The organism is Leptospirales bacterium (assembly GCA_019694655.1).
Taxonomy (GTDB): Bacteria; Spirochaetota; Leptospiria; order Leptospirales; family Leptonemataceae; genus SSF53.
Map to the genome: position 1 here is coordinate 106,372 of JAIBBN010000006.1, position 14,604 is coordinate 120,975.

The window sequence follows — 14,604 nt, forward strand, 5'->3', positions numbered from 1 at the left end:
TTGCTGCGCTCCCGGAAAACCCGCTTGTCGCATGGATTCCGGGGGTCTATCCGGTCATATGATCGAGACCCGCCGCGCAATGGAGCGGGTTGCGGGCAAAGGAGTCGCGCCGGATGTCGGATAGTAGTTTAAGCAATCTGGAAACGCACATCGACCAGTTGCGACGCGAGATACGCGATCTGCAATCCGAGCTGGAGGCCGTTCGTCTCTCGCCTTTCATCCAATCAAGCATTGCCAGCATGTGCTATCAGGTGGTCATCAATCGCGAGGAAGTGGTGCAGAAAGAACTGCACAATCGCATTGATGAAAAGCTTGGGACGATGTTCGAAATCAAGAATCAGGCCAAACGTTTCGCGCATCTGCTGGGAGTCGACGAGGACAACGTTCGCCTGATGGTAACGGAAGCGCTGCAGAATCTGATCGAGCATGGCTACGGTCGCTTTGCCGAGGTTCGCTTTGAAATCAAGAACGACCTGCTGAACCCCTATCTGATTTGCACCTTCAAGCATGAGATGCCGGCAGGCGAGCGCTATACGATGACCGACATCAATCGCAATGCGCTGAAAGCTGATATTACTTCGGAGTATTTCGATTTCGAAAGCTCGCGCGGACGCGGCGAGTTTATTATGAAACAGCTGACGGATGAGCGACGGATCATCAACGGCATTGAGATGAATCGCGAGGGTCGCAAGTCGCACTACTTCAAGCGCATCCTGATCAACTACAAGGACCCCAACGGTCCCAAGGAGCGCATCAACTTTGCCGAAATCAAAGATGAGATCGACCGATTGGACTATGAGGATGTCATCTGCTGCTTTCACGTAGATTTTCAGCAAGAGCGCCCCAATCTGGTAACCATCGCCTGCGTCCGGCACAATCTGCCCAAAGTCGCCGAGCTTTTGCGCCAGAGCGGGTATGAAATGATCGAGCAGGAACCCTATTTTCGCACGGTCTTTGCCAGCTTTCGCGTGCCGGAGACGGCGGATCGCGAACAATTGATCCAGCTATTTGCCCAGGTGAAGCAGATTGTCTATCAGGAACGCGACGCACGCAATCCGGAGACGGCAGATTTTCAATCGCTTTGAGGCCGGCAGGATGTCAAAGATCAAGTCAATTCTCTTGATGATGCGACCCCATCAGTGGGTCAAGAGCAGCTTCGTTTTTACCGGTTTGATCTTTGGTCATCGCTGGCACGAAGCCCATACCATTGTGCTTACTGTAGCGGCGGCCGGCGCCTTTTCCCTGGCCTCCAGCGGCATGTACGTCATCAATGATCTGCGCGACGCCGCTCACGATCGAGAACATCCGGTCAAACGAAAGCGCCCGATTGCGTCCGGCGCTGTGGGCCCGGCGCCAGCCGGCGCAATTTCGGCCATCTTGCTGCTGGCGGCGGCGGGCATTGCCGTATGGATCGGCTGGCAGGCGGCATTGCTGCTGGCCCTCTACGTTGCGATGAACCTGGGCTATTCCTATGGCCTGAAGCACGTTGTGATTCTCGATGTCTTTGTGATATCGCTGGGTTTTATGCTGCGCATCCTGATGGGTACGATTGGCATCGGCATTGAGCCCTCGCACTGGCTGCTATTTTGCGGCCTGGCCATGACGCTGTTTCTGGGCTTCTGCAAGCGCCGCGCTGAGTTGCTGCAGGCGGCGAATGCGGGCGGTAAGACGCGTCGCGTTCTGGAGCACTACAGTTCGCAGTTGCTGGATCTGATGATAGCCGTCACTTCGGCCTGCGCCATTCTCAGCTACAGCCTGTACACAATTGATGATCGTACGATTGTGATCCATCGCACCGCGCAGCTGATCTATACTGCGCCGCTGGTCATCTACGCTATCTTTCGCTACCTGTATCTGATGTACCGCCAGGGCGGCGGCGAAGATACGGCGCGCGATATCTTTCGCGATCTGCACATCCTGGGCGCCATTGCGCTGTGGGGCGCACTGGTGCTCTATCTGACCTGGTTTTGAGCCAGGCCCGCCTGAGCGCGCGAGGCAAATCGGCGCAGCAAGGCTACTTCCGATAATATATGTTATGTCACAAATGGGCGGCGCCAGCAATCTACGGATCGCCGCATAGCTAACAGCTCAGCGCGGCAGCGTCTGCAGTATCTTCAGGTACTCGGCCGCCATGCCGCGCACCACTTCGCCGGCCGGCGCAACCTGATCGATTTGAGCCACGCCGTGGCCGGCCGACCAGATGTCGCGCCAGCGCTTGTATTCATCGCCGTCGCCGGCCAGGGCCGCCGGCGCTCCCTGTTTGGGATCCATCCGTTCCACGCTCTTTTTCAGCCAGTTGGCGGGAATGCCGCTGATGGTCTCCGTATAAACAATCTCCTCCGGCGCTGAATCGATCAGCATCTGCTTGTAGCCGTCCTGCGCCTTCGATTCAGGCGTAGCAATCAGCCGCGTGCCCACGTAGACGGCTGAGGCGCCCAGCGCCAGCGCTGCAGCCATCTGCTGGCCGGTGCTGATGGCGCCGGCGGCGATCACCGGCAGTCCGGTCTCCTTGATCAGATAAGGAATCAAACTGAAGGGCGTAATGGCCCCGGCATGGCCGCCGGCCCCCTGGGCTACGGCAATCAGAGCGTCGGCGCCCGCCTTCTGAACAATACGAGCATGCTTCAAGGTCGTAACATCGTAAAAGACTTTTGCGCCTGCCGCTTTGGCCTCGTTCACGGCGCTGCGCGCGGCGCCGAGGCTAAAAATAAGCAGGTCGACTTTCTTCTCCAGGCAGACCTTTAGCTGCTCCGGCCAGTTTGGATTGTGCGGCTTATGCAGTATGATATTTACGCCGATCGGACGCGAGGTGCGACTGCGAATCTCATCCAGGCCGCGACGCAAATCATCGACATTGCGGTAATTCAATGCCGGAAAGCAGCCGATGCCGCCGGCCTCGCTGACGGCAACTACCAGATCCGGATAGGAGACCAGAAACATTGGCGCGCCGATAATCGGCAGGTCGATGCCCAGCATTCTGGTTATGCTTGTTTCTATTTTCACCGGATCGTTCCTGCGGCCGCCAGGCGGCAGCCGACTTACAATTTGGTCCAGCGCAACATGGGACAGCGCCGGGGCAAGCACTCGCCGCTCAGTCGACAGACCTTTGTTTGCGTCGCCAGGCTTGAGGAAAATCAGCGGCTGCGCAGGTATTGACGCAGAGCGCCGCGTTCGGGCGGAAATAGATCGACCAGGCTCACGCCGGGATTGTAGAATTGCGCATCGCGCTGGTGCAGACGGGCAAAGCCGCACTCGCCAACCACCTGCTCTACAAGCGCCTTGATGTGTCCCTCGCCTACGCCGTGAATGACGCTGACCTGTTCTTCGCCGGCCAGAAAGGCTTGATTCAATTCGCTCTCCAGCAGCAGTCGCGCCTGCTCAACGCTCATCTTGCGAAGTCGGATTTCTCGCCGCGCGCTGCGTTTCATGGCGCTGGCGGCTGCAGCATCTGCTGACTGTGATCGCGGTAGAGTTCAAGATCCAGGGCGCCAACACTGCGAGCGACGATGCAGGCAGTCATTGCATCGCCGCAGATATTGACGGCCGTGCGCGTCATATCGAGGAGACGATCGACGCCAATGATCAGGGCCACGCCCTCGACGGGCAGACCGACCTCCGCCAGCACCATGGTCAGCGTAATCAAACCAACGCCCGGCACGCCGGCCGTGCCAATCGAGGCAAGCACTGCCATGGCCACAACTGTAGCCAGTTGCGCCACGCTCAGATCAATTCCGTATACCTGAGCAATAAATACGGTAGCCACGCCCTGCATGATCGCCGTGCCATCCATATTGATCGTAGCGCCCAGCGGCAATACAAAGCTGGCCACGCTGTTGGAGACGCCGAGGCGTTTCTCGGTGACGCTCATGTTGAGCGGCAGCGTAGCATTGCTGGAAGAGATGCTGAAGGCAAAGAGCATTACCGGCCGCATCTTGCGAAAAAAGTCCAGCGGATTCAAGCGCGCCAGCAGCGCCAGGGCGAAGCTGTAGGTCAGGGATGCATGGAGCAGCAGCGCCGCCAGCACCGTGAAAAAATAAGCGGCCAGCGGGCCCAGGGCCGCTGCGCCGCGATCGGCAAAGACCGGCAGCAGCAGGCAGAAAACGCCAAAGGGCGCCAGCTGCACCAGCATCGAAACCAATTCCAGCAACACATCATTCAAGGCCAGCAGACCGCGCTGAATGGCCTGCCCCTTTTCGCCGCTCTTGGCAATGGCGCCGCCCAAAAGCAGCGCAAAGACAATGATCTGCAGCATATTGCCGTCGGCCATTGCTCGAACCGGATTGTCCGGGAAGATGTTGATCAAAACTTCCTTAAACGAAGGCGGCGTCGGCGCTGGCGCGGCAACTGGCGGCCTCAGATTGTGCCCGGAACCTGGCGCCACAGCCTCGGCCACAAGAATGGCGATGATGATAGCGATGGCCGTCGTCGCCGTGAATAGAATCAGCGTCCGCAGTCCAAGCCGTCCAACGCTGCGCAGATCGCCCAGCGAGGCGGCGCCGCTGGCCAGACTGACCAGCACCAGCGGAACGACCAGCAGCTTGAGGCTGGCGATGAAGATCTTGCCGCCTATTTGCAGGAGGCCCTCAAAAAACCAGGTCTTCAGCCACGCAATGGCATCCGGCCCCAGCCAGCCGCCGGCCTGCAAGGCCTGGTAGGCGGAACCCAGCGCCGCGGAGAGCAAGAGCGCCGCAACAATCTGACCGGTGAGTCCCAGACGCCTCATCAGCGTCAGGATTGCAGGAATTCCTGAATGGCGTCAACGATCGAATTGTAAATTTGATCGAAGCGCTGATCATCCCGTTCCAGCAGGGTGCAGCGGAATCCCATCAAACTGGTAACAAAGGAGCTGAGCGGGACGACGCAGATATTGCGCGAACCCAGCAACTGATAGACAAAGCGGCGATCGGGCGCCGCATCGGCGGGCGTCACGCTATCGATGTAGCGACGCATGCTTTCGTCGGCAATTTTCAAATGCATCTTTGAGTGCAGCTCGGCGCTGAAGACCACGCTCAAATAAAAAGCGCCATCCGGGGGATTGACTACCACGCCAGGGCAGCGGGCAAAGATTTCCGCTGCGCGTTTTGAACGCCTCTGGAAGAAGGCGTTGCGTTCTTCCTGCCAGGCCGGATAGCGAGCGTCGCCCAGGATCTGTGGGATCACCGTCTGCGGCAGGGTCGTTGAACAGACCTCCAGCATCTTTGCATCTAGAATCGACTTTATATACTTCTTAAATATTGGATGCGCTTCTTGATTGTAGACTTGCATCCAGCCGCACCGCGATCCTGGCCACGGAATTTCCTTGGAGATCCCCTTCAGCGAAATGGCTGGAACATCGCCAATCACCTGAGCCAGCGGCGCGTATTGCTGCTGACGGTTGAAGACCATGTTCATGTAAATCTCGTCGGCAACGATGAACAGACGATACTGGCGGGCGATTTCCACCATTTCGGCTACGACATCGCGCGGAAATACGGCGCCGGTCGGATTATCCGGATTGATGATCATAATGCCGGCTATGCTTTCATTGTACTTTACTTTGTTGCGCAGCTCATCCAGATCGGGCATCCAGCCGCGCTGGGGGTCCAGGTTGTAAGTGATTGGCGGATAGCCGGCATGGCTTGCCTCCGCCGAGGAATGCGTGGGATAAGCAGGCGAAGGACCGATGACGCGCGCCTCGCGACGCAACATGTAGTAAACCTTGTTCACCGCGTCGCCAAGGCCGTTGAAAAACAGAATATCCTCGGGGCTGATCTGAGCGCCGCCAAGGGCGTTGGAACGGGCGGCCAGAAATTCGCGCGTCTCGGCCATGCCGCGCGTCGGGCTGTAGGAATAGGTGGCGTTGCTCTGCACGGCGGCGGCGACGATGTCCTTGATCCACTGCGGCAGTTGTTCGCCCTTCTGTACGGGATCGCCAATGTTTTCCCAGAAGATCTGCCGCCCGCTGATTTGCTGGACTCTGCCAGCTACCTCAACGATTTGCCGGATCTCGTAGTTGAGCTCGCCGGCGCCAATGTGGACTATGTTCATGCGCATGTCGGCGGCCGCGGCGCGCGGCGCTGCGCTGGCTGCAGATGAAGGCTGGCGATCGTCCATGGTTCTTTCCACGGATGAACGGCAGGCCTGGCGGGCAAGTGAAACCCGACAACAGCGCAGGAGAATGTGACATAATCCAGCGAGGCCCGGCAGGGACTAATGCGACATAATCCTGCAGCCGAGCGCTCGGTCGCAATGCGACATAATCCAGATGGAGTCCGGCAGTCGCCCGGCCTCCGCTCAGGTCCGCTCTTCTTTGTGCTCCTGATCGAGCGCCGCTGCAATCAGCTCCACTGGAATGTCGTACGATCCCTGGAAGCGAATGCCGGCGCTGGCCAGGCGCGGGTCGAGCTGCCAGGGCTCAAGATGCTGCAACACGCCCTCAAAATGCAGGAGCGGCAGTCCGCGCGCACTGACCGATCCGCGCAGACTGCGACCGATAACCGGCGCTGCCGCCTGCGCCGGAATCAGCACCCCCAGCCCGCCCTCTGAAATATTGAGCGCGCGTCCCTCGAGTACAAGATCATCCAGCTCCAGGCGAACCAGATAGCGACGAAACAGTTCTCCGCTGCGTCGCTGCACTCTGCGTCGCTCTGCATCATTCTCTTCAATCATAAGAGCTTTCCGATCGCGCCGCAGATCAGCCGCAGGCCGCGATACAACTAAATTCAAGCATTGGGAAGGCGCCTTTGCGACAGAAAGATGAAGATTTCGCATTCGCCTGCAGCTACGGAGCATTTTTGCGCCTTCGCAGCAAAAAAGTCCTTGTTTCTCTCGTCGAAAATCGGAGTTTGCAATCAGGGTCCGCGTGCGGCAAGTCCGCACATCCTACAAACGAGTGCGATGGATGTTGCACTCAACAGTATCTGGCTTCGTCCAGTATCCCTGAGCGGTCCCGCCGTATGAGACACGGCGCCGTCAGGACTACACAGTCCGCACGGCAGCGCTGAACAGAAATCAACGGGAAACCCTGCAGATTTTCCGTTTGAACAATTCGACCGCATTTTGTGCGGCCGCCGCTGGCATTTTGCCGGAAATTTTGAGCGCAAATGCGCCCGCCCGAGGTATGTGATGACAGTATCAACTCAGGACTACGGCCCCGACCCGCAGGCGATTCGAGAAACGGATCGCTACCGCCAGGAATACATTCGCAGCTTTGTCGCCAAGTGGGACGAGTTGATTGACTGGAAGCAGCGGGCGCGAAGCGAGGGCAACTTCTTCATTGATGTGCTGCGCAAACGCGGCGCCAGCAAGATTCTTGATGTCGCCACTGGCACAGGCTTTCACTCGGTGCGATTGTGGGAGGCGGGCTTTGAGGTTACCAGCGCCGATGGCAGCGCCGAAATGCTGGCGCGCGCCTTTGAAAATGGCGTTCGTCGCGGCCTGGTGTTGCGTACGGTGCAGGCCGACTGGCGCTGGTTGAACCGGGATGTCCACGGCAAGTACGATGCCGTGATTTGCCTCGGCAATTCCTTCACACACCTTTTCTCTGAGCGCGATCGACGCAAAACCCTTGCGGAATTTTACGCAGCGCTGCGACACGATGGCGTCCTGATCATTGATCAACGCAACTACGACGGCATTCTTGATCATGGCTTCACTTCGAAGCATATCTACTATTACTGTGGCGAGAATGTGCGCGCTGAACCGGAGTATGTGGACGACGGACTGGCTCGTTTCCGCTATTCCTTCCCGGATGGCGCCACCTTTCACCTGAACATGTTCCCCCTGCGACGCACTTACCTGACGCGACTGCTGGGCGAAGTTGGCTTTCAAAAAGTAACAACCTACGCTGACTTTCAAGAATCGCGGCGGCAGACCGACCCCGACTTTTTCATTCATGTTGCTGAGAAATTCTACGAACCGGATGGCGAGGAACCAATCGACCAGACGCTGCGCAACAAAGGAGAAGTGCAGTGAGCGCGGCGGAGTATTCGGCGGCCGTCGAAACAGCCAGGCGCTACTACAATAGCGCCGATGCCGACGCCTTCTATGCCGCCGTGTGGGGCGGCGAGGATATTCACATTGGGCTCTATTCTTCGGCGCGAGAGAGCATAGCAGCGGCCAGTCGGCGAACCGTGGAACGCCTGATCCAGCTCAGCCAGCCAGGGCCCTCGGACCGCGTTCTGGATCTGGGCGCCGGCTACGGCGGCGCAGCGCGCTTTCTGGCGCAACACTGCGGCTGCCGCGTCGATTGCGTCAATCTCAGCGAAGTCCAAAATGCGCGCAACCGGCAGCTCAATACCGCGCTGGGTTTGGAGCGGCAGATCGAGGTCATCGACGCCAGCTTTGAAGACCTGCCGCTGCCAGCCGGACGCTACAGCGTCGTCTGGTCGCAGGATGCACTGTTGCACAGCGGTCAGCGCGAACGCGCCATTGCCGAGGCGGCGCGCGTCCTGGCCTCAGGCGGCCGTTTCATTTTCACCGATCCGATGCAAAGCGATCGATGTGATCCTGCCGCACTGGCAGCGGTTCTGGAGCGCATTCATCTGAAGAGCATGGGATCCCCGGCGCGCTATTGTGAGCTGGGTCAACAGTTGGGGTTCACAAACTTTCGTTTTGAAGAACATGCCGGCCAGCTGGTCAACCACTACAGTGCGGTGCTGGGCGAACTGAACAAACGCTTCGCGGAGTTGCGCGCAAGTTGCGATTTGGGCTACCTGCAAAACATGCGTTCCGGTCTGCAGCGCTGGATCGAGGCCGGCCGCAGCGGCAATTTGACCTGGGGCGTAATCCAGATGGATCGCCGCTGAGCGCGCCATGGTCATTGGCAGTTTCCTTTTTTTTCTTTCGATCTTTCTGGCAATTGGACTGTGGTCGGCGCGCTACAGCCGTAGCACGCCGGAAGACTATCTGCTGGCTGGCCGCTCTGTGCCGGCCTGGCTAACGGCGCTTTCGGCGGTCGCTACCAACAACAGCGGATTCATGTTCATCGGCCTGATCGGTCTAACCTACAAGGCGGGCATCAGTTCGATCTGGATCATGGTTGGCTGGATTGCCGGGGACTATTGCGCGTGGCGCTTTGTGCACCGTCCTTTTCGTGTGCACAGCGCTGCGCTCGGCAGCCGCTCCATACCGGAGTTCCTGGCCAGCGATCGATCTGGAAAGAGATCGCGAGGGCTTTCGCTGCTGGCGGCGGCGCTGGTAATCGTTTTCCTCGGAGTCTATGCCGCCGCCCAGCTCAAGGCCGGCGCCAAAGCGCTTCATGTACTTTTTGGCTGGGACTACTACTGGGGCGCGACAATTGGAGTCGTCATCATCGCCGCCTATTGCCTGGCCGGCGGACTGCGCGCCTCGATCTGGACCGATGCGGCGCAATCGATGGTGATGATCCTGAGCATGACTTTGTTGCTGGCCGCCGCATTGTGGCAAAGCGGCGGGGTTGCAGAACTATTGACGAATCTTAAACATCAGGATCCACAACTGTTGAACTGGCGGCCGCTGGGATTGAGTTTTGGATTTGGCGCTTACTTGCTCAGCTGGTTGTTTGCAGGCTTTGGAGTTCTCGGCCAGCCGCACATCATGGTACGCCCGATGTCGATTGAGTCGCCGGATAAGATTGCGTCGGCGCGGCGCATCTACTTTCTTTGGTACATCGCTTTCACCGTCGCTTGCGTTTGTGTTGGATTGGCCTGCCGCGCTCTCTTGCCTGCCGAAGGCTTTGACGCCGAATTGGCCCTGCCCCGCCTGACTTCGCAGTTGCTGCCGTCCGTACTGACTGGCCTGACGCTGGCCGGCGTCTTTGCGGCCACAATGTCGACGGCCGACTCACAGGTACTTTCCTGTTCTGCGGCAATCACCCATGATCTGTTCCCGCGAACTGCGGATAACTACTGGGCCAGCAAAGCCGCGACTCTGAGCGTCTCTCTTTTGATTTATCTGGCGGCAGTCAGCGGTTCGCAGAGCGTATTTGAACTGGTTGTCGACGCCTGGGCGGCGCTGGCTGCGGCGCTGGCGCCCCTGCTGCTTTTGCGCGCCCTGCGTCGACCGCTGGGGGCCAGCGTGGCGATCACCATGGCGCTCAGCGGTCTTGCCGCGGCGACTGCCTGGCGTTTTGCTGATCCAGGCTGGCGGAGTTCGCTGTACGCCGCACTGCCGGGAATGAGCGCTGGTTTTCTGGTCTACCTGGCGTCGCGCTTGTTTGCACGAAACGGCGTTATGGGCGGCGACAGCACAGGCTAGAACATGAGTCCGGCGCCAAGACCGATACGCGCAATCTGTAGATTGCCGCGTCGTGGATTCACCAGCGTTTCGGTGCGATCGAAGAAATTCGAGGGCCCGGTTCGCGCCTGATAGTAGTTGTAGCCGCCTTCCAGATTGATGAAGTACTGAGCGGCCAGCCGGAAGCGAAACCCCAGAGCCAGGCCCAGGTGCGCCTCCTGAACATAGGGTCCTTTGCCAACGTAGCCAAGCCAGCCGCGCCCGCCGCCAAAGATCAAACGCGCGTAGGGACTCATTCTGGCCAGACCGTTGGCCCGCCAGATCAGAAAGCCCTCCAGCTGCAGTACGCTGGCCAGCGGGATGCGGCCGGCGCTGCGTTTCGTTACCTGATAGGCCAGCGGCGGACGCAGGTTGCTGGCGTCGATTGGCAGCTCCGGCGAATAGAGATAGGTATCCGGAATATCGACGCGGCCATTGATGTCCAGGAAGGAGAAGCTTGCCCCCCAGGCCAGATCCTGCAGCGGATCGTGCTCGTATTGCAACGAAACAAAATTGGACCAGAGGGCGATCTCTGGTATCCGATAGAATGGCCCGGCCGATCTGACGCCCGGAGTGATCACGGGATTGTAGAGTATGCCCGTATTGATCAGGTCTTCCAGAAATTGCAGCCCGGTCTGGGAAGACCCAATGATGCTGCCGGTTGCGCTTAAGCCGGCGGCGTAGTTTACAGATAGCGCATGAAAGGGCGGTCCGGGGACATCCGCCTGGTCGCCGTGTAAATAGACATCGGGATCAATGGCGCTTGCTTCGGCCAGCAGCGGGCTTGCAAAGAGCGCAAAACATACAAGCAGAAGGGCATCCAGGCTTCGGGGTCCGCGTAGCATAGGACGTGTTCCCCGCGCCAGCGCGGCGGCGCCAGTGTTTCCTGACAGTGGTCCGCGCTATTGTTCGATGGCCGAAGCGATCAGCTGGTAAGGAAAATGTGCGCCATTGTCCAGAGCGATGGAAATTAACGTGAATTCCATTTCTGTCTCAGCGTTCTCTATCTTGCGCACGGCGCCAATGAAAGGATAAGCGCCGTGCAGACCGGGCCCCCAGATCAAACCATCGACGCGCGAACCAGGCACCAGCGGCGGATCGCGCTCAAGGATTGCCAGGTCCAGAGCCTGCGGTCCAATCTCGACTGGCTGCGCGCGAAGCGCAGCGCGCCCGTGGCGCAATTCGATGCGATAGGTGCGCAGATCCTCGCCTACCAGTGTTTTGCGATCTGAATCGCCGTGCTGGATATCCTGGCCTTCGTCTTTTCGGTCTGCCATGCTACGCTCGTGGTTTCAGAGGAGATCCTCTACTGATACATTTACAAGGGTATGGCATTGCGGCAATCCTAAAATGGGGGAATGGCGGCAGGAAGTGATGGCGGCGGGATTTTGTTGCGGCCACTGCGTAAACAGCAAGCATTCCCGGCTGCGCCTGCCTTGCTGCCCTGCGTGAAACTGTCACCACTTTGCAATCTGACAGATCAATTTGCTTTGAGCTGAAGACTGGGCACAAGGCCCGACGCCGGTCGCCGCTCAGACCTTTTCGGCGCGCGGCGAGGTCCGACGATCGTAGTTTGCGGCTCGCTGCAATGCGCCGCTCAAGTCATCAAAATACTCAACGTGGAATCGCTCCGCAAGCCTGGCGCGCTCCAGCAAGCGCTTTGGCTGCTCCTGTACGCCACAGAGCAGCGATAGCGTGTGCGTCGCCTTCAGATCCTGAAGGGCGCTTTCCAGGGCCACCAGGCCGGTGGCGTCCATGGCATGAACCTCGGACATCAAGAGGATTACGGCCCGCGCCTTGGCGGCGGATGTTGCCAGGGCGCCGATCGCCTTCTGAGCGGCGCCAAAGAACAGCGGCCCACTGATTTCATAGACGATAACGCCAGGCGGCAGGCTCGCGCCCTCCAGCATTGGGTGGTCTTCGCCGCCGAGGCGCGCCTGCGTTACCTCGGCCATGCGGCGCATGAAGAGAAAGGCGGCCATGACCATGCCGACGGCGACGCCGGCGGTCATGTCGACCAGCACCGTCAGGGTAAAGCAGACGCCCAGCACCACGGCATCGCTGCGCGGCGCCACGCGTATGGTGTGCACAAAGTGTCGGGCTTCGGACATATTCCAGGCTACAACCACCAGCAAGGCGGCCAGCGAACTCATCGGCAGGTAGCCAAGCAGCGGCGCGAGGGCCAGTACCGCGGCAAGCATCGCCAGGGCGTGAATTGCGGCGGCCAGCGGCGAGCGCGCCCCGTAGCGTATGTTCGTGGCGGTGCGGGCGATGGCGCCCGTGGCCGGAATGCCTCCAAAAAAAGGCGCGGCCAGGTTGCCAATGCCAACAGCAATCAGTTCAGAATCGGGATCATGTCGGGTGCGCGCCAGACCATCGGCGACGACTGCTGAAAGCAGCGATTCAATGGCGCCCAGCATGGCGATGGCAAAGGCGCCAGGCGCCAGCTCGCGCAACAGGGCAAAACTGACGGGGAGCGACTGTCCCTGACTGGAGGGCCATTGCCAGGGCAGCCGAAATTCTGGCGGCAGTTGAGGGATGCCATGGAGCAGTCCCGATGGCGTCTCGGTTATGAAGCGCGACGCGATGGTATCGACCTGAAAGCCTGGAAACCAGATGGGCAGGATGGCCGCCAGCGAAGCGGCCAGCGGCAAGGCGACAAGCGGCGCCGGTATGCGCCGCGTGAGTTTTGGAAAAATAAGTAGTACGAACAATGTAAATCCGCCAATCAATGCCGCCGAGGGCTGAAAGGTGCCAATGGCCGATGCCAGGGCGGCCACGCGGTCGACGTAGTGATCCGGGGCGCTTTGCAATTGCAGACCCAGCAAATCCTTCACCTGCAGGGTGGCAATGACCAGGGCGATGCCGGAGGTGAAGCCGGTGGTCACCGGGTGCGGCACATATTCAATCAGGCGGCCCAAACGCGCCAGGCCCAGGCCCAGCAGAATTGTACCGGCCATTAATCCGGAGATCAAGAGGCCGGACAGTCCGTATTTGGACGCAATCGGCGCCAGGATGACGACAAAGGCGGCGGTTGGACCGCTGACCTGGATGCGCGATCCACCCAGCACCGCCGTCAGGAAGCCGGCGACGATTGCTGTGTAGATTCCGTGCTGTGGCGCCACGCCCACGGCAATGGCCAGCGCCATGGACAGCGGCAGGGCTACCGCGCCAACCACCAGGCCGGCAAGCAGGTCGCTGAGAAAATCGCGTCGACCGTAGCCTTCGCGCAGGGCGGCGCGCAGCGCGGCCGCTGGCAGATGATGAATTGCAAAGCGGTCGGTTGGACTCTGGTAGCGGGTGCGCGGCATCAGGCCAGGGTCGGAGCAGGGCCCATCGGCAGTCAAGAAGCTCAGAACTCTTCAGCCGGCGCCAGCGAAAGTCGCCGCCCCCCTTGCGGGGGGCGACGGAGTCAGAGTTTATCAATCACTCAAGCTATGTATCGGCCGACGGCGATGCTCCTTAATGCGCCGGAATCAATTTTTTACGGCCGCTCATCGGCTAAAGTTTGGGACCGACGCCGCCGCCATCGCGCAAGGCGCGCTGGCCTGATCGCCAGTCGCGCGCGCCAATCTCACGCATCTCGTTGGGGCCAAAGCGAGCCTTGTAGTTCATTGTCGCGCAGCCGTGAACGTAGTAGCCAGGATAATAGTATCGAAGCCCACGCTTCCGCGCCAGCTCCAGTTCACAGAGCATCGAAAAAACGCCAGGGCTCAGCTCGGCGCAATCTGGATCAAAGTAGAAGTACACCGAGGAAAGTGCATCGCCTACCAGATCGACAATTCCCACGCCAGCCAGCTGGCGATCGCGCCACAATCGCAATTCACGAGTGCCCTCGCCCAGAAAGCTATCCACAAAGAATTCCTGGTACTGAGTGTCGCTCAGGGAATTCTCGTTTGTGGCTGCGTGCTGGAAGGCGAGGTAGCGCGAGTAAAGTTCGATTCGTTGTGCATCGACGATCGGCTCCGCCAGTTCGTAACGGAGCGAAGCGGAGGCCCGCCGCCAGACGCGCCGCTGGCTGCGCGTCGGTTGAAAGGAAGCCAGGGGCAAACGCAGAATGCGACACTCGCGGCAGCCGCCGCAATCGGGTCGATAGATGTGCTGTCCGTGCCGACGGTAGCCGCGGTCCAGGAGCAGGCGGTAGAGTTTGCCTACTTCCCTGCCGTCCAGCAGCATCAGCGCTTGCTGGCGATCTGGCAGATAGGAGCAGGGGCCGCGCACATGGCCCAGGTAGAGCTGATCTTCGAGCACATCGGCGCAGAGCTCCAGCACATCGACGTTGCGCATGGTCAGTCCAGAGATCAGGCGCCGCTCTCGCCATGGCAAGCGCGCTTTGGCGGGCGGCGCGTCAAACATGGCAGCTGATTGGTT

General features: G+C 59.6%; 14 protein-coding genes. 5 read left to right on the forward strand and 9 right to left on the reverse strand.

Annotated elements, in window-relative coordinates:
• Positions 1-113: 113 nt before the first annotated feature.
• Both K1X75_10905 and K1X75_10910 read left to right on the forward strand, forming a co-directional pair.
• Complete coding sequence (locus tag K1X75_10905) at positions 114-1,085, forward strand: ATP-binding protein (protein ID MBX7058563.1); 972 nt, start codon at positions 114-116, stop codon at positions 1,083-1,085.
• A gap of 10 nt (positions 1,086-1,095) precedes the next feature.
• Positions 1,096-1,971, forward strand: a complete 876-nt coding sequence (locus K1X75_10910) for a decaprenyl-phosphate phosphoribosyltransferase (GenBank protein ID MBX7058564.1) — start codon at positions 1,096-1,098, stop codon at positions 1,969-1,971.
• A gap of 117 nt (positions 1,972-2,088) precedes the next feature.
• Here the strand turns inward: K1X75_10910 and K1X75_10915 are convergent, their stop codons facing one another.
• From K1X75_10915 to K1X75_10935, 5 genes are all read right to left on the reverse strand, one after another.
• Entirely contained in the window at positions 2,089-3,003 is a 915-nt protein-coding gene (locus K1X75_10915) for a nitronate monooxygenase (protein ID MBX7058565.1), read from the reverse strand.
• 131 nt (positions 3,004-3,134) lie between these two features.
• On the reverse strand, positions 3,135-3,428 hold the full coding sequence (locus K1X75_10920; protein ID MBX7058566.1) for a Smr/MutS family protein: 294 nt from the start codon (positions 3,426-3,428) through the stop codon (positions 3,135-3,137).
• Entirely contained in the window at positions 3,425-4,723 is a 1,299-nt protein-coding gene (locus K1X75_10925; GenBank protein MBX7058567.1) for a dicarboxylate/amino acid:cation symporter, read from the reverse strand. Before K1X75_10925 ends, K1X75_10920 begins: the two co-directional genes overlap by 4 nt.
• Positions 4,724-4,728: 5 nt before the next feature.
• Positions 4,729-6,033 (reverse strand): pyridoxal phosphate-dependent aminotransferase, encoded by a 1,305-nt coding sequence (locus K1X75_10930; protein ID MBX7058568.1) that lies wholly within the window; start codon positions 6,031-6,033, stop codon positions 4,729-4,731.
• 240 nt (positions 6,034-6,273) lie between these two features.
• On the reverse strand, positions 6,274-6,648 hold the full coding sequence (locus K1X75_10935; GenBank protein ID MBX7058569.1) for a PilZ domain-containing protein: 375 nt from the start codon (positions 6,646-6,648) through the stop codon (positions 6,274-6,276).
• 456 nt (positions 6,649-7,104) lie between these two features.
• On the opposite strand from K1X75_10935, the gene K1X75_10940 reads away from it, so the two are divergent.
• From K1X75_10940 to K1X75_10950, 3 genes are read left to right on the forward strand one after another with little or no spacing between them, the layout of a single operon-like run.
• Positions 7,105-7,953 carry a class I SAM-dependent methyltransferase gene (locus K1X75_10940; GenBank protein ID MBX7058570.1) on the forward strand — a complete coding sequence of 283 codons (849 nt, stop codon included), beginning with the start codon at positions 7,105-7,107 and terminating at the stop codon, positions 7,951-7,953.
• Entirely contained in the window at positions 7,950-8,786 is an 837-nt protein-coding gene (locus K1X75_10945; protein MBX7058571.1) for a methyltransferase domain-containing protein, read from the forward strand. Before K1X75_10940 ends, K1X75_10945 begins: the two co-directional genes overlap by 4 nt.
• A gap of 7 nt (positions 8,787-8,793) precedes the next feature.
• On the forward strand, positions 8,794-10,215 hold the full coding sequence (locus K1X75_10950; GenBank protein MBX7058572.1) for a sodium/proline symporter: 1,422 nt from the start codon (positions 8,794-8,796) through the stop codon (positions 10,213-10,215).
• Here the strand turns inward: K1X75_10950 and K1X75_10955 are convergent.
• The 4 genes from K1X75_10955 to K1X75_10970 all read right to left on the reverse strand — a co-directional run bounded on the left by K1X75_10955 (position 10,212) and on the right by K1X75_10970 (position 14,589).
• The gene (locus K1X75_10955; GenBank protein MBX7058573.1) at positions 10,212-11,078 is read right to left on the reverse strand and encodes a hypothetical protein; all 867 of its coding nucleotides are present in this window, start codon (positions 11,076-11,078) and stop codon (positions 10,212-10,214) included. The two genes, K1X75_10950 and K1X75_10955, sit on opposite strands and share 4 nt — an antisense overlap.
• A gap of 57 nt (positions 11,079-11,135) precedes the next feature.
• Positions 11,136-11,510 carry a hypothetical protein gene (locus tag K1X75_10960; GenBank protein ID MBX7058574.1) on the reverse strand — a complete coding sequence of 125 codons (375 nt, stop codon included), beginning with the start codon at positions 11,508-11,510 and terminating at the stop codon, positions 11,136-11,138.
• A 255-nt stretch (positions 11,511-11,765) separates the two neighbouring features.
• Positions 11,766-13,544: a C4-dicarboxylic acid transporter DauA gene (gene dauA / locus K1X75_10965; protein MBX7058575.1), complete on the reverse strand. Its 1,779-nt coding sequence runs from the start codon at positions 13,542-13,544 to the stop codon at positions 11,766-11,768.
• A gap of 190 nt (positions 13,545-13,734) precedes the next feature.
• Positions 13,735-14,589: an arginyltransferase gene (locus K1X75_10970; GenBank protein ID MBX7058576.1), complete on the reverse strand. Its 855-nt coding sequence runs from the start codon at positions 14,587-14,589 to the stop codon at positions 13,735-13,737.
• Positions 14,590-14,604: the final 15 nt, after the last annotated feature.

Coding starts and splice junctions, on each gene's coding strand:
- K1X75_10905 (MBX7058563.1), top strand. CDS start 114: ATGTCGGATAGTAGTTTAAGCAATCTGGAAACGCACATCGACCAGTTG.
- K1X75_10910 (MBX7058564.1), top strand. CDS start 1,096: ATGTCAAAGATCAAGTCAATTCTCTTGATGATGCGACCCCATCAGTGG.
- K1X75_10920 (MBX7058566.1), bottom strand. CDS start 3,428: ATGAAACGCAGCGCGCGGCGAGAAATCCGACTTCGCAAGATGAGCGTT.
- K1X75_10925 (MBX7058567.1), bottom strand. CDS start 4,723: ATGAGGCGTCTGGGACTCACCGGTCAGATTGTTGCGGCGCTCTTGCTC.
- K1X75_10930 (MBX7058568.1), bottom strand. CDS start 6,033: ATGCGCATGAACATAGTCCACATTGGCGCCGGCGAGCTCAACTACGAG.
- K1X75_10935 (MBX7058569.1), bottom strand. CDS start 6,648: ATGATTGAAGAGAATGATGCAGAGCGACGCAGAGTGCAGCGACGCAGC.
- K1X75_10940 (MBX7058570.1), top strand. CDS start 7,105: ATGACAGTATCAACTCAGGACTACGGCCCCGACCCGCAGGCGATTCGA.
- K1X75_10950 (MBX7058572.1), top strand. CDS start 8,794: ATGGTCATTGGCAGTTTCCTTTTTTTTCTTTCGATCTTTCTGGCAATT.
- K1X75_10955 (MBX7058573.1), bottom strand. CDS start 11,078: ATGCTACGCGGACCCCGAAGCCTGGATGCCCTTCTGCTTGTATGTTTT.
- K1X75_10960 (MBX7058574.1), bottom strand. CDS start 11,510: ATGGCAGACCGAAAAGACGAAGGCCAGGATATCCAGCACGGCGATTCA.
- dauA (MBX7058575.1), bottom strand. CDS start 13,544: ATGCCGCGCACCCGCTACCAGAGTCCAACCGACCGCTTTGCAATTCAT.
- K1X75_10970 (MBX7058576.1), bottom strand. CDS start 14,589: ATGTTTGACGCGCCGCCCGCCAAAGCGCGCTTGCCATGGCGAGAGCGG.